Origin of the sequence: Pseudomonas sp. 18173 (genome assembly GCF_050432945.1) — a bacterium.
Lineage (GTDB): Bacteria > Pseudomonadota > Gammaproteobacteria > Pseudomonadales > Pseudomonadaceae > Aquipseudomonas.
Window position 1 is genome coordinate 98253 of record NZ_JBKFTN010000006.1, and the last position, 14498, is coordinate 112750.

Annotated in this window: 13 protein-coding genes; 3 read left to right on the top strand and 10 right to left on the bottom strand. The window is 61.6% G+C overall.

What is annotated here, in order from left to right; translation table 11 throughout:
- Positions 1-67: 67 nt before the first annotated feature.
- Both ACLD1X_RS08955 and ACLD1X_RS08960 read right to left on the bottom strand, forming a co-directional pair.
- The gene (locus tag ACLD1X_RS08955; protein ID WP_008004325.1) at positions 68-997 is read right to left on the bottom strand and encodes an electron transfer flavoprotein subunit alpha/FixB family protein; all 930 of its coding nucleotides are present in this window, start codon (positions 995-997) and stop codon (positions 68-70) included.
- Positions 998-1747: an electron transfer flavoprotein subunit beta/FixA family protein gene (locus ACLD1X_RS08960; protein ID WP_060540843.1), complete on the bottom strand. Its 750-nt coding sequence runs from the start codon at positions 1745-1747 to the stop codon at positions 998-1000.
- Positions 1748-2295: 548 nt separating this feature from the next.
- On the opposite strand from ACLD1X_RS08960, the gene ACLD1X_RS08965 reads away from it, so the two are divergent.
- Positions 2296-3960 carry an electron transfer flavoprotein-ubiquinone oxidoreductase gene (locus ACLD1X_RS08965; RefSeq protein ID WP_429366997.1) on the top strand — a complete coding sequence of 555 codons (1665 nt, stop codon included), beginning with the start codon at positions 2296-2298 and terminating at the stop codon, positions 3958-3960.
- A 144-nt stretch (positions 3961-4104) separates the two neighbouring features.
- On the opposite strand, the gene ACLD1X_RS08970 is transcribed toward ACLD1X_RS08965, so the two are convergent.
- The 6 genes from ACLD1X_RS08970 to ACLD1X_RS08995 form a co-directional block, all read right to left on the bottom strand.
- Positions 4105-4929: an IclR family transcriptional regulator gene (locus tag ACLD1X_RS08970; protein WP_429366998.1), complete on the bottom strand. Its 825-nt coding sequence runs from the start codon at positions 4927-4929 to the stop codon at positions 4105-4107.
- 60 nt (positions 4930-4989) lie between these two features.
- A complete protein-coding gene (locus ACLD1X_RS08975; RefSeq protein ID WP_429366999.1) occupies positions 4990-6300 on the bottom strand; it encodes an MFS transporter in 1311 nt (436 codons plus the stop codon).
- A gap of 192 nt (positions 6301-6492) precedes the next feature.
- On the bottom strand, positions 6493-7641 hold the full coding sequence (gene dgoD, locus ACLD1X_RS08980; RefSeq protein ID WP_007977010.1) for a galactonate dehydratase: 1149 nt from the start codon (positions 7639-7641) through the stop codon (positions 6493-6495).
- A 47-nt stretch (positions 7642-7688) separates the two neighbouring features.
- On the bottom strand, positions 7689-8309 hold the full coding sequence (locus tag ACLD1X_RS08985) for a 2-dehydro-3-deoxy-6-phosphogalactonate aldolase (protein ID WP_429367000.1): 621 nt from the start codon (positions 8307-8309) through the stop codon (positions 7689-7691).
- A gap of 19 nt (positions 8310-8328) precedes the next feature.
- Positions 8329-9321, bottom strand: coding sequence for a 2-dehydro-3-deoxygalactonokinase (locus ACLD1X_RS08990; protein WP_429367001.1), 993 nt, complete (start codon positions 9319-9321; stop codon positions 8329-8331).
- A gap of 145 nt (positions 9322-9466) precedes the next feature.
- On the bottom strand, positions 9467-9949 hold the full coding sequence (locus ACLD1X_RS08995; protein ID WP_093216099.1) for a GNAT family N-acetyltransferase: 483 nt from the start codon (positions 9947-9949) through the stop codon (positions 9467-9469).
- Positions 9950-10242: 293 nt separating this feature from the next.
- On the opposite strand from ACLD1X_RS08995, the gene ACLD1X_RS09000 reads away from it, so the two are divergent.
- Together ACLD1X_RS09000 and ACLD1X_RS09005 are read left to right on the top strand one after the other, a co-directional pair.
- Entirely contained in the window at positions 10243-11448 is a 1206-nt protein-coding gene (locus ACLD1X_RS09000; RefSeq protein WP_429367002.1) for an MFS transporter, read from the top strand.
- 81 nt (positions 11449-11529) lie between these two features.
- The gene (locus ACLD1X_RS09005) at positions 11530-11859 is read left to right on the top strand and encodes a hypothetical protein (protein WP_429367003.1); all 330 of its coding nucleotides are present in this window, start codon (positions 11530-11532) and stop codon (positions 11857-11859) included.
- A 27-nt stretch (positions 11860-11886) separates the two neighbouring features.
- Here the strand turns inward: ACLD1X_RS09005 and ACLD1X_RS09010 are convergent, their stop codons facing one another.
- Together ACLD1X_RS09010 and ACLD1X_RS09015 are read right to left on the bottom strand one after the other, a co-directional pair.
- Positions 11887-12816, bottom strand: a complete 930-nt coding sequence (locus ACLD1X_RS09010) for a PfkB family carbohydrate kinase (protein WP_429367004.1) — start codon at positions 12814-12816, stop codon at positions 11887-11889.
- On the bottom strand, positions 12809-14275 hold the full coding sequence (locus tag ACLD1X_RS09015) for a purine-cytosine permease family protein (protein ID WP_429367005.1): 1467 nt from the start codon (positions 14273-14275) through the stop codon (positions 12809-12811). The genes ACLD1X_RS09010 and ACLD1X_RS09015 overlap by 8 nt, the downstream gene beginning before the upstream one ends.
- Positions 14276-14498 lie beyond the last annotated feature (223 nt).

The window sequence follows — 14498 nt, forward strand, 5'->3', positions numbered from 1 at the left end:
CAGGTAAACGAAGGGCAAAAAAAAGCCCGGCCAAAAGGCCGGGCTCTTTATAAGTGAAGCAGCCGGATTAGACCAGCTTCTCCAGCTCAGGGATGGCTTCGAACAGGTCTGCCACCAGGCCGTAATCGGCCACCTGGAAGATCGGCGCTTCTTCGTCCTTGTTGATCGCAACGATCACTTTGGAGTCTTTCATGCCGGCCAGGTGCTGGATCGCGCCGGAGATACCGACGGCGATGTACAGCTGAGGAGCAACGATCTTGCCGGTCTGACCAACCTGCATGTCGTTCGGTACAAAACCTGCGTCGACTGCGGCGCGCGAAGCACCGACGGCAGCGCCCAGCTTGTCGGCCAGGGCGTACAGGTGTTTGAAGTTGTCGCCGTTCTGCATGCCGCGACCGCCGGAAACGACGATCTTGGCAGCGGTCAGTTCCGGACGATCGGACTTGGCCAGCTCTTCGCCAACGAAGCTGGAGATGCCAGCGTCGTGGGCAGCGCCAACGGCTTCAACGGCAGCCGAACCACCTTCGGCGGCAACCGGGTCGAAACCGGTGGCACGCACGGTGATCACTTTGACCGCAGCGTTCGATTGAACGGTAGCGATGGCGTTACCGGCATAGATAGGACGCTTGAAGGTGTCAGCGCTTTCTACCGAAATGATCTCGGAGATCTGGTCAACATCCAGTGCAGCGGCAACGCGCGGCAGGATGTTTTTGCCGTTGGAAGTGGCGGCAGCCAGGATGTGGCTGTAGCCCTTGCCCAACTCTGCAACCAGGGGAGCGACGTTTTCCGGCAGCTGGTGAGCATAGGCGGCGTTGTCGGCCACCAGCACTTTAGCCACGCCAGCCACTTTCGCAGCGGCTTCAGCCACGGCGCCAGCGCCCTGGCCTGCAACCAGAACGTGGATGTCGCCACCGATTTTGGCGGCAGCAGCAACGGTGTTCAGCGTGGCCGGGGCCAGCACTTTGTTGTCGTGTTCAGCAATAACCAAGATAGTCATTTAGATTACCTTCGCTTCGTTTTTCAGTTTCTCGACCAGTTCAGCCACCGACTTGACCTTGATACCCGCGCTGCGTGCAGCAGGCGCTTCGACTTTCAAGGTCTTGTTGGTGGAGGCGGTGGAAACGCCCAAAGCGTCCGGAGTCAGCGTCTCGAGAGGCTTCTTCTTGGCTTTCATGATGTTTGGCAGAGACGCGTAGCGCGGCTCGTTCAAACGCAGGTCGGTGGTGACGATGGCCGGCAGCTTCAGGGAAACTGTCTGCGCGCCACCGTCGATTTCGCGAGTCACGGCAACGCTGTCGCCGCTGATTTCGACTTTCGAAGCGAACGTGCCCTGACCGTAGCCGCTCAATGCAGCGAGCATCTGGCCGGTCTGGTTGTTGTCGCTGTCGATGGCTTGTTTGCCAAGGATCACCAGCTGAGGCTGTTCCTTGTCGACAACGGCCTTCAGCAGCTTGGCAACGGCCAGCGAAGTCAGGTCTTCGGCGGACTCGACGAGGATGGCGCGGTCGGCACCCAGAGCCAGCGCAGTGCGCAGTTGCTCTTGAGCGGTGGACGGGCCGACGGAGACGACGACGATTTCAGTCGCAACACCCTTCTCTTTCAGGCGTACGGCTTCTTCCACGGCGATCTCGCAGAACGGGTTCATCGACATCTTGACGTTGGCAAGATCGACGCCGGAATTGTCCGCCTTGACGCGAACCTTGACGTTGTAATCCACAACGCGTTTGACAGCTACAAGAACCTTCATGGATTCCTCGTTACTCTCCGGTGAAAAGAAAGTCGCCTAGGCGAACCTGGCGGTTGATGCTCATCGGGCGCAAGGGCACCTCCAAAAACGCCGGCCAAGGTGTCAAGTGACCATCGCTCATGCTGTGGATGACCGTTCGTCAGTGGTGACTGACGAGTCATTCAACATCGCGGCGTGTAAACTGCGCAGCAAACCCGCGCGGCGCATCACTCTCTACTGCCATCGCCCTGTCTTTAGAGGTGCTCTTGAAACCAACAGTCAGCCTACGGCGAGCGCAAAACCGCCCGTATCTTGACCGGAACGCCTATTCCGGTCAATACGCCAAAACAGCCGTTCATAAGGCGCGTGACTTTGATTTCTCTGGCTTTGAGCCAATTCAAACAAACGTTTGTATTGGACGCTGAGAGTGGTGTAGATATAATGCGCCACCCAAAGAGAAAGGTGGTCAATCGATTGTCCGCTTTCGGCGTTGCGCCGGAATTCATGGATGCGACACCCAACCTCCAAATTAGAAAAAAAACTGTTGAGCCTTGAGTAGGAGATAACCTGTGGAACGCGAATACATGGAATTCGACGTGGTCATCGTCGGTGCCGGCCCCGCTGGTCTTTCCGCCGCCTGCCGCTTGAAGCAGAAGGCCGCCGAAGCCGGTAAGGAAATCAGCGTCTGCGTGGTCGAAAAAGGCTCCGAAGTCGGTGCTCACATTCTGTCCGGTGCCGTGTTCGAACCACGCGCCCTGAACGAACTGTTCCCGGACTGGAAAGAACTCGGCGCGCCGCTGAACACCCCCGTCACCCGCGACGACATCTTCGTGCTGAAGAACGCTGAAAGCGCGCAGAAAGTTCCAGACTTCTTTGTGCCCAAGACCATGCACAACGAAGGCAACTACATCATCTCCCTGGGCAACCTGTGCCGCTGGCTGGCCCAGCAGGCCGAGAACCTGGGCGTGGAAATCTACCCGGGCTTCGCCGCTCAGGAAGCGCTGTTCGACGAAAACGGCGTGGTGCGCGGGATCATCACCGGTGACCTGGGCGTCGACCGCGAAGGAAATCCGAAGGAAGGCCTGTACACCCCGGGCATGGAACTGCGTGGCAAATACACGCTGTTCGCCGAAGGTTGCCGCGGCCACATCGGCAAGCAACTGATCAAGCGCTTCAACCTCGACAGCGATGCCGACGCCCAGCACTACGGCATCGGCCTGAAGGAAATCTGGGAAGTCGACCCGGCCAAACACCAGCCAGGCCTGGTGGTCCACACCGCCGGTTGGCCGATGGACATCATGGGCACCGAGAACACCGGCGGCTCGTTCCTCTATCACCTGGAAAACAACCAGGTGGTCGTCGGCCTGATCGTCGACCTGTCCTACAGCAACACCTACCTGTCGCCGTTCGACGAGTTCCAGCGCCTCAAGCATCACCCGGTGCTCAAGCAGTACCTGGAAGGCGGCAAGCGCATCAGCTACGGCGCCCGCGCCATCTGCAAGGGCGGCTTGAACTCGCTGCCGAAAATGGTCTTCAAGGGCGGCGCGCTGATCGGTTGCGACCTCGGCACCCTGAACTTCGCCAAGATCAAAGGCAGCCACACCGCGATGAAGTCCGGCATGCTCGCCGCTGAATCCGTGGCCGAGGCACTGTTCGCCGACAAAGACGGCACTGAAGAACTGACCACCTACGTGGACGCGTTCAAGAAGAGCTGGCTCTACGACGAACTGTTCGCCAGCCGCAACTTCGGCCCGGCGATCCACAAGTTCGGCGCGATCGTTGGCGGTGGTTTCAACTGGCTGGACCAGAACATCTTCGGCGGCAAACTGCCATTCACCCTGCACGACACCAAGCCGGATTACGCATGCCTGAAACTGGCCGCCGACTGCAAGAAGATCGACTACCCGAAACCGGACGGCAAGATCAGCTTCGACAAATTGAGCTCGGTGTTCATCTCCGGTACCAACCATGAAGAAGAGCAGCCGTGCCACCTGAAGCTGGCCGACGCGAGCATTCCGCTGGCGAAGAACCTGCCGCTGTATGACGAACCTGCCCAGCGTTACTGCCCGGCCGGCGTGTACGAGGTGGTGACCAAGGAAGACGGCGAGAAGCGCTTCCAGATCAACGCCCAGAACTGTGTTCACTGCAAGACCTGCGACATCAAGGACCCTGCACAGAACATCACCTGGGTGGCGCCGGAAGGTGCCGGCGGCCCGACTTACCCGAACATGTAAGCCGAACGCCTGAACAACGAGGCTCCCGAAACGGGGGCCTTTTTGTTGCCTGCAATTGCGGGCATTACATCATTGCCTGTAGGAGCGAGCTTGCTCGCGAAAAACTCCAATACACCGCGTGCATTCAGACAATACGCGTTGGCGTTATCGGCCATCGCGAGCAAGCTCGCTCCTACAACCGAGCTCCGCCGACAGCCGTGCCGTAACCCCTTTGATCAACGGAATCAGCTCGGCCATTTTTTCCAGCGGCATGTAAGGCACGGTGCTGGCGATGCTGATGCCGGCGACGATGCGCTTGCTGGCATCGCGGACTGGCGCCGCCACGCAACGGATCGACGGCTCGTTATCTTCCAGGTCGAAGGCGTAACCGCCCGCCACGTACTCGACCATGCGCTGCTCGAACTGTTCCCAGGATTGCTCCGGGTGCTGCGGCCAGAACTGGTTCTTGCCACCCACCGGCAGGCTGACTTCGTACAGGCGCTGCCACTCTTGCGGTGAATCATCGAGCATCAGCGCCTTGCCGATCCCGGTGCGCGCCAGCGGCATGCGATGGCCGACCCGCGAACGCATTTCCGGGCCATTGCGCCCGGGGTTCTTGTGCAGGTACAGCACTTCGTCGCCTTCACGAATCGCCAGGTGAACGGTGTCGCCGGTCAACGCCGACAACTCATCCAGATAAGGCCCGGCCAGGGTCACCAACGGCAGCTCTTCACGGGCCTGAAAGCCCAATTCGATCAGTTTCGGCCCCAGCAGGTAACCGACTTGCGGCACCACCCGCAGATAACGCTCGTCCACCAGGCAACTGGCCAGGCGATGGGTGGTGCTGCGCGTAGTGCCGATCAGCCGGGCGATTTCCTTGAGATCGCGGGCGCCGCTGGCCACGGCCTGGACCACACCCAACCCGCGAAGCAGGGTCTGGGTGCCGGTCGGCGCGGCGTCCTTGGCGATTTTTGGGGCGTCTTCCTGCATATCCAGCCTTTACCGTTGAGCGAGGGAACGGGCGGCATTATGGTCGCCCGCGTGCCACGACTACAACTTGATACGCTCGACCTTGCCCACCAGCAGGATGTAGGACAGTGCGCCGATCAATGCCAGCACCGAGATGTAGGTGATCGCCGGGGCAAAGGAGTCACCCGTAGCCAGAAAACCGATCACGATGGGCGTGGCAATCGCCGACAGGTTGCCGATGAAGTTGAACACCCCGCCGGTCAGCCCGAGCAAGCGCGCCGGGGCGAGCGTCGACACCAGCGACCAGGTGATCGAAGCCAGCCCGTTGCCGAAGAAGGCCAAGGCGAGGAAGGCGATCACCAGCGGCGTCGACTCGACAAAGTTGGCACCGATGATCGAGGTGGAAATCAGCAAGCCACTGATGATCGGCAACTTACGCGCGAACCCCACCGTGCAGCCGCGACGGATCAAGAAGTCCGAGAAGAAGCCGGAACACAGCACCCCGATAAACGCGGCGAGAAACGGCAGCGACGCCAACAGGCCGGACTTTATGAAGTCCATGCCGCGGTACTTCACCAGGTAGGTCGGGAACCAGGTGAGAAAGAACCACAGCGTCGAGTTGAGGCAGAACTGCCCGAGGTAGATGCCCCAGAGCTTGCGTTTGGTCAGGACAATCCCCAGGTCGGTCCAGCTGAATCTGGCCTTGACCCTGGCCTGCTCGGCCTGGATGTCCACCAACCCGCCGCCCTCGCGGATCAAATCGATTTCCGCATCATTGGCGCCTTTGAAATCCCGTGGCTCGCGATACACCGCGTACCAGATCACCGCCCACACAATGCCCACCGCGCCGGTGGCGACAAACACCATGTGCCAGCCGAATTCGTGCTGGAGCCAGGCCAGCACCGGCGTCAGGAATGCCAGGCCGACGAACTGCCCGGAAGTATAGAAACCAATGGCCGTGGCGCGCTCACGCTCGGGGAACCAGGTGGTGACCACGCGACTGTTGATTGGATAGGCCGGCGCTTCCAGGGCACCGACCGCCATGCGCAACACGAACAGCGCGATGAAGCTGGCAGCGAAGCCGAGCATCACCGTGGCCACCGACCACAGCAGCAAGGCAACGCTGTACAGAATCCGTGGCGGCACACGGTCCACCAGCCAGCCACCGGGGATTTGCATCGCCGCGTAGGTCCAGCCGAACGCAGAGAAGATCAGGCCGACGTGGATCGGATCGATGCCCAGGTCACTGGTCAATGCCGGGGCGGCAATCGACAGGTTGCTGCGGTCCAGGTAGTTGATCACCACGGTGATGAACAACAGCACCATGATGAAAAAACGCTTGCGGCTGGGCGTCACCAACGACGCCTGCCCGGTGAGGGTTTGCGGTTGCATGGGGGGGCCTCTTCTTATGGTTATTGAGGTCAATCAGAAAACCGGGGGGAACGCAGATCCCTCTATCCATGGAGATCCAGTGTGGGAGCGGGCTTGCTCGCGAAGACGGCGGCACATCCAACATTGATGTGACTGACAGGACGCTTTCGCGAGCAAGCCCGCTCCCACAGGGGACGGCGGTGTGTCAGTGACTCACCACTCGGCAAAACTGCCGTCGGCATGGCGCCAGATCGGGTTGCGCCAGCGGTGACCGATGGCCGCACGTTCGATCACGTATTCTTCATTGATCTCGATACCCAGGCCCGGGCCGTTCGGGATCTTCACGAAGCCCTGGTCGTAGTCGAATACCCGTGGGTCTTTCACGTAGTCGAGCAGGTCGTTGCTCTCGTTGTAATGGATGCCCAGGCTCTGCTCCTGGATGAACGCGTTGTAGCAAGCGGCGTCCAGTTGCAGGCAGGCGGCCAGGGCAATCGGGCCCAGCGGGCAATGCAGCGCCAGCGCCACGTCGTAGGCTTCGGCCATGTTGGCGATCTTGCGCGTCTCGGTGATGCCGCCGGCGTGGGAGGCATCCGGCTGGATGATGTCGACATAACCTTCGCTGAGCACGCGCTTGAAATCCCAGCGCGAGAACAGCCGCTCACCGAGGGCAATCGGCGTGCTGGTCAACGGAGCCAGTTCCTTCAGCGCTTCGTAGTTTTCGCTGAGTACCGGCTCTTCGATGAACATCAGCTTGTACGGATCGAGCTCCTTCATCAGTACCTTGGCCATGGGCTTGTGCACCCGGCCATGGAAGTCCACGCCGATACCCACGTTCGGACCGACCGCATCGCGCACGGCAGCGACGTTGGCCAGGGCCTGATCGACTTTGTCGAACGTGTCGAGGAACTGCAGTTCTTCGGTGCCGTTCATTTTCACCGCAGTGAATCCACGCTCGACCGCTTCTTTCGCCGCACGCGCCGTGTCTGCCGGGCGGTCGCCGCCGATCCACGAATACACCCGGATCTTGTCTCGCACCTGACCACCCAGCAGATCGCTGACCGACACGCCCAGCGCCTTGCCCTTGATGTCCCACAAGGCCTGGTCGATACCGGCCAGGGCACTCATGTGGATCGCGCCACCACGGTAGAAGCCGCCGCGATAGAGCACGGTCCAGATGTCTTCGATGTTGCGGGGGTCTTTGCCGATCAGGTAGTCGGACAATTCTTCAACGGCAGCGGCAACGGTGTGGGCACGACCTTCGACCACAGGCTCGCCCCAACCGGTGACGCCTTCGTCGGTTTCGACCTTGAGGAAGCACCAGCGCGGCGGAACGATGAAGGTGGTCAGTTTGGTAATTTTCATCTGTCGGTCTCTCTTATTGGATGCAGCGCTCGCAGCGCCAAAAAGTCTTAGCGAAGGGCTTTCCAGGCAGCGACGTAAGCCTTGGCATTGGCCGCCACTTGCGCAGGCGTCATGCCCGGTTTGAACAGGCCGGAACCGAGGCCGAAACCTTTGACGCCAGCGTCGATAAACGCCTGCATGTTGTCCGGGGTGATCCCGCCGACCGGCGCCAGAAGCGTTCCCGCCGGCAATACCGCAAGCCAGGCCTTGACGACTGCCGGTCCCATCTGCTCGGCCGGAAACATCTTCAGTACATCCGCGCCTTCGGCCAGTGCCGCGAAGGCCTCGGTCGGCGTGGCGACACCCGGAGACAGGTACAAACCGGCCGCCTTCGCCGCGCGCAGCACCTTGGGATCGCTGTGGGGCATGACGATCACCTGGCCGCCCGCGGCTTTCACTTGCCCGACCTGCTCCGGCGTCAACACGGTGCCGGCACCGATCAGGCAATCGGCCGGCAAGGTACTGCGCAGAATGCGGATACTGTCGTACGGTTCAGGGGAATTGAGCGGCACTTCGATGACGCGAAATCCGGCGGCGTACAGGACTTCGCCGATGGCGGCGGCTTCCTGTGGACGCAGGCCGCGCAGGATCGCGATCAGGCCGTTTTGCGCCAGCGCTTGTTTGAGCATGTCAGACCTCCAGGCAGGATTAACGGGATGCGGTGGACGTGACCAGGCCGGCGGCGCGCGCCAGTTGCCACAATCCGCGTTCGGTGGCCTGTTCGGCCAGGGTCACCCGGGCAAAACCGCAGGCGGCGAGCGCACAGCTATAGCGGGCGCAGAGTTGGGTATTGCCGATGAGGATGATCGACGGCAGGTGCACGCTGTTGCGCCGACGCCGCTGGGCACTGGCCAGGGCCGCCAACTCGTGGCCGATCAGCAGGCCCGACAGATAGTCCGCCTGGGCGGTGGCGCTCAATTCGCCCGTCAGGCCCAGGCTACGGGCGCTGAACATCGTCGACAACGGACCGGTTTCACCGTCCGCCGACAACGCGACCTGCACGCCGCGATCAAACGCGTCGCCATCGAAGGACCCGCCACGCTGCTGGGTGCGTCCGAGAATGCTGTGCTCGCTGAGCACGGCGAAGACTTCGCCGGTCATGAACGTATCGAAATGCACGATGCAGCCATCGGCCACTTCCACCCATTTCGAATGACTGCCCGGAAGGCCGATCAACAGGTCGGCGCCCGCCTCGCTTGCCAGGTTTTGCAGTACACCGAGCACCTGGGTTTCTTCGCCGCGCATCACGTTCGGCAAACGCGAGCGCTGGATGACGCCAGGCACAATGTGCACATCGACGCCGCGCAGGCTGCGCACGGTTTGCAAGGAAGTACCGAGATTGGCGACGTTCGCCGGTGTGTCGCGGTAAGCCGCTTCACGCCAGCCCTGGGCGCTGCCGACCATGCCGCAGGCAATCACCGGTAATTGCGGCTGCGCATCGAGCCAATCGCCGCAAGCCTCGTCGAAGGCCAGTTCGAAACCATCGGTGCATTCGCGGCCGCCAATGATTCGTGGCGCCTTCGGCAGTTGCATGATCCCCGATGACAGCGACCGCTGTTCGAGCACCTGCCCGCCTTCAGCCAGTTTGTAAGCACGTAATGAGGTCGTCCCCCAGTCGAGCGCGATCAATTGCGCCTGCATCGCTTCACCTGTTTTGGTTTTTGGCAGTGAGTGAGCAGGACTATAAACCTCAGCCGGGATAAATCTCAATATATAAATATCAATCCCACATAGTGAGACAAAGCAAAAAAAAAGCAGCCCGAAGGCTGCGATCTTTCAAAAGTGATCAGTTACCCGCTGCGAAATCCCGCAGCACAGCCCCGTCCATCCGATACCGAACCCACTCTTCCTGCGGTTGCGCGCCCAGGGATTTGTAGAATTCGATGGCCGGAGTATTCCACTCCAGCACACTCCACTCGAAACGGCCGCAGTCGTTGGCGCAGGCGATTTTCGCCAGATGCCGCAGCAGGGTCTTGCCCGCACCGCCGCCGCGCTGTTCCGGGGTGATGTAGAGGTCTTCGAGGTACAGGCAGTTGCTGCCAAGCCAGGTGGAATAGCTGAAGAAGAACACCGCGAAACCGATGGGTGCACCGTCGCGCAGGCAGATCAGGCCATGGGCAGTGGCGCCTTCGCTGAACAGGCTGCGCTCGATGTCGGCAACGCTGGCGATGACTTCATGGCGGGCACGTTCGTAGTCGGCCAGTTCAGTGATGAACGCGAGGATTTGCGGTGCGTCACTGGGGGTCGCCGGGCGGATTTCGATCGTCATGGACGTGCCTTGTCAAAAATGGAAAACGCCATACTAAGTCGGCGCGGTATTTGTGGCGAGGGGGCTGTCCCGACACCTGTAGGAGCGAGCTCGCTCGCGATGGTCGTTAACGATAACGCGTGCTTTCTGGATACGCGCGGTGTTCTCGGGTTCATCGCGAGCGAGCTCGCTCCTACAAAGGGTGTTTACTCCGGCCTGCACTAATCCTGGAATCGAAAAACTCGGACCTGACATTCGGGCAGTGCGTGGTTAGATAGACGCGCTGCCCATTTATCCGGTCAAGGAACCGCGTCATGTCTACCGCAACACCCCCTGTCTCAAGCAAGTTGTTCGGCCTGTTTTGCCTCGCCAGCTACCTGCTTTCGTTGTCCTACGGCTCGACGTTCCTGCTGTCGCTGCTGATTGGTTCTCGCGGCGGTAACGAACACGACGCCGGAAGCGTGATTTCGGCAGCGATGCTCAGCACCTTTGCGGCGGTGATTGTTTCCGGTCATTTGTCCGACGTGCTCGGTGCCGCCCGATCCGTGGCGCTGTTCGGCGTATTGCTGGTGGCGGCCAGCCTGGGCTTCGCCCTGACCCCGGGCTTTGGCCATCTGCTGTTGTTTTTCGGGTTGCTGCTGGGGTTGGGCTGGGGCGTGTTCTACACCCTCGGGCCGATCATCGTGGCGGGCCTGGTGACACCCGCACAGCGCGCCAGGTACTTCGCCCTGCTGTCGGGCAGCATGATGACCGGGATCGGCAGCGGCCCGTTGCTCGGTCGTGCGGCGAGCGCCCTGGGCTATCCGGTGACCGCGGCGTTTTACCTGGCGGCACTGGCCAGCCTGATCGGCGTATTGCTGTTCTGGCACCTAGGTCGACAACTGCAACCGGCGCCCGCGCAATCGAACAGCGTGTCGCGGATTTCCTGGCGTGCAGCCGGTCAGGTGCTGTCGTCCAGGGCCGTTTTCCCGATCATCATGGTCGGTCTCGGCGGCTGCGTGTTTGGCGGTCTGTCGAGCTTTCAAACCAGTTATGCCGCAGCGCGTTCGCTTGACTATTCACTGTTCTTCCTCGGCTTCATGAGTGCGGCGATCAGTGGTCGCATGCTGGTTGCCGGCTTCGTGGTCAAGCGCGATCCATTGCGTGCATCGTGCCTGCTTTCGGGGCTGATGCTGGCATCGATCATGATGTTCGGTTTTGTCGTCGACAGCAGCTTCAGCTATGTGCTCGCAGCGGTGATGCTCGGGATCGGTTACGGCCTGACCTACTCGGTGATCAACGGCCTGGCCGCCAATGAAGCGCCGAACGGCACCACCGCGCAATCCTTGCTGCTGTTCAGCCTGTCGTACTTCATCGGCGTGTTCGGCTTTCCCCTGCTGGCCGGGAAAATCATCGTCGAGCAAGGCATGGCCAGCCTGTTGCTCACGGTGCTGACGGTCGCCGTGCTCAACTGGATGATCACCGTGGGCCGGTTGATCTGGCGAAGAGTTGCAGCGGTCAGGGTATTGGAGCAAGCCTGAGCCGTTCGTCGCTGATAATGCACCCATTCAGATCGAGTGTGGACTAATCAGGTAAGGACTCTACTCGTTGGAGACAACACCATGATCCTGTCCAGGTTGATCGCCCTCGTTCTCGTGGCCCTTTTTTCGACTGCCACCTTCGCCGCGGCCCTCGGTTCCAGCACCGGCCCGACCAACCCGGTGGAAAAACCCAGGGCGCCCGCCATCCAGAGTGCCCCCGGCATGAACACCGATGGCACCACGATCGACCACAACCTGCCACCGTCCACCGGCACCGACCCGCGGGTTCAAGGCAATGATACGGGGCGCCAGGGCGGTATGAGTTTGCCAGGCAGCAAAACGCCCGCCAGCGGCGGACTGGGCTCGACCACTAGCGGTGACTCGGCTGACGACGAAGGCGACAGCCAATAGTCTCCGGCTTGAGGACATGGCAATGGATCAGGCGCCGAAGGACCGCCTGATCCATTCATCCACTTCAGCCGTCCCCGGCGAAGTCGCCGGCCCCCAACGGGTGACCGCCAGCGCCGCCGCGGCATTGGCCCGCTGCGCCGCCTCGAATGCCGGCAAACCTCGCGCCAGCCCCGCCACAAACACACCGGCATGGGCATCGCCGGCACCATTGCTGTCCACGGCGTCGACCTTGAACCCCGGCACATGCCGACACTCGCCGCCCTGGCTGATCCAGCAGCCCTTGGGCCCGTCGCGCACCACTATCAGCGCCTTTGCCGACAGGTGCCCGGCCAGGCAGTCCAGCGCCTCGGTGATGTCCGACGCGCCGGTAAATTTCCGCGCTTCCACAGCATTGCTGGTCCACACATCGATGCGCGAGAGCAAGGCTTGCATCATGGGTTCGTCCGGCGAATCCACCAGCGGTCCCGGATCGAACACCACCTTGACTGTGCTCGGAAGCGCCAGCGTCCAGTCCACCAGCGCTTGCGCCTTGCCGACGTGCAGCAGGCTGTAGCCGCTGACGTACGCATAATCACCCGCCTCAACCGGCACGCTGGCCAGATCCTGCGTGCTCAACTCGCCTTCGGCGCCGATGTAGGAGACGAAACTGCGCTCGGCCGAAGCGTCGGTGATGGCCACGCACAGCCCGGTATCGCGCCCGGCGCGGTCAGCAATGCCGATGCGGATGCCTTCGGCGTTCATCGCGTCACGGGCCAGGTCACCGAATCGTCCGGTACCGTGACGACCAAGGTAGACCACCGGCAGCCCATTGCGTTGTGCGGCCGCCATCACATTGAAGCCGCCGCCGGCCTCGAAACTGGCGGACTGCGCCAGCACGTCGCCGCCCTTCTCGGGCAGTTTGTCCACGGCCATGACCAGGTCGATGATGACCTGGCCGGTGTGCAGCATTCTAGGCATGAGCATTCTCGACCAGCGCGGCACGACGATCCTTCGCCCCGCCGAGTATCCAATAGATTCCGCCAGCCACCACGAAGGTCACGATCCAGCCGAGGCCGTTGTGGCCCAGCCAGGAGTCCGACAGAAAGCCCTTGAACCAGACATTTTCGGCGGTGGTGCCGATGGTGGTGAAACTGAAGCCCAGCACGATCGCGACCGCCCAGGCACCGAAGGCACGCCATTCGACACCGCCGCGATACCAGTAGGCACTGCTCGGGCTGACGTCCAGCAGGTCCTTGGGGCTGTAGTAGTGGCGATGAATCAGGTCGACCACGAAGATCCCGACCCACGCGGTGATCGGCACCGCCAGCAGCGAGATGAAGGTAATGAACGGACCGTAGAAGCTGTCGGCGATCAGCATGAAGTAGATCGAACCGGCGAAGATCGCGACGATGTCCACCACCACGGCATAGACACGCTTGACCTTCAAACCCAGGGTCAGCGTGGTCAAGCCCGCGGAGTACACCGACAGGTTATTCGACAGCAACAGGCCGCCGAAGGCAGTGATCAGGTACGGCACGGCCATCCAGGTCGGCAGCATGTCGCGGATCGCGATGATCGGGTCGGTGGCTTGCGCCAGATCGTTGTTGCCCACCGACAGCAGGCCGCCGAGCGTGATCAGCAGCACCAGGGGAATCCCCGCACCGAACGCCGCCGAGGCCACCAGGCGCACCGCCTTGACGTTGCGGTGCTGGTAGCGCGACATGTCCGCGCCGGCGTTGGCCCAACCGATCCCGGTGCCGGCGGCCATGGTGCCGACGCCGATGATCATCGCGCTGAGCGGCGCGGGGGTGGCGTTGAACACGGCGCTCCAGTCGATGGTGGCACAGAGGAAGCCGCCGACCAGAATGTTCAGCGCGCCGAACACGTACGTCGCCCACTTCTGAATCACCAACAAGGTCGCATGGCCGAGACCGGACACCGACAAGGTCAGCAGCACGAAAATCGCGATGAACACCAAGGTCAACACCGGCGCGCTCTTGGCCTCCACCGGCGAGCCGAACAGGATCGAACACAACGACAGCAAAACGAACGCAGCGGTGGTGGTGTTGACGGTTTCCCAGCCCAGGCGCGACATCAGCGAGACCAGCGTCGGGCCGATGTTGCCGCGCACACCGAAGATCGCTCGTGACAGGGTCAGGCTCGGCGCACGGCCACGGCGGCCGGCGATGGAGATGATCCCGACCACCGCAAAGGAACCGGCGGCACCGAGAATCGCGACGATGATCGCCTGCCAGATCGCCAACCCGCGAAAGGCCACGAGCGTCGCACCCAGCGGCAGGCCGAGGATGGAAATGTTGGCGGCGAACCAGACCCAGAACAGCTGCAGCGGATGCCCGTTGCACTCGGCTTCCGGCACCGGTTCGATGCCACGGGTTTCCAGTTGCCCGGCGCTTTGCCCGGCGTTGGTTGAACTCATGAAAATGCTCCTGTTGCCATTTGTTGTGGTTGTGGGCAATTCGGGAAATCGACACTACAGCCCGGCCATCCTGGCCGTGTTCATGCGCTCCATCGCGGGGGGTATCAAACTTTATTTGGCGGCGCGCCCATCGCGGGCAAGCCCGCTCCCACAGGTACAGCGTGAACTTGAGGCTTGCACTAAACCTGTGGGAGCGGGCTTGCCCGCGAAGGCGCCAGTCCAG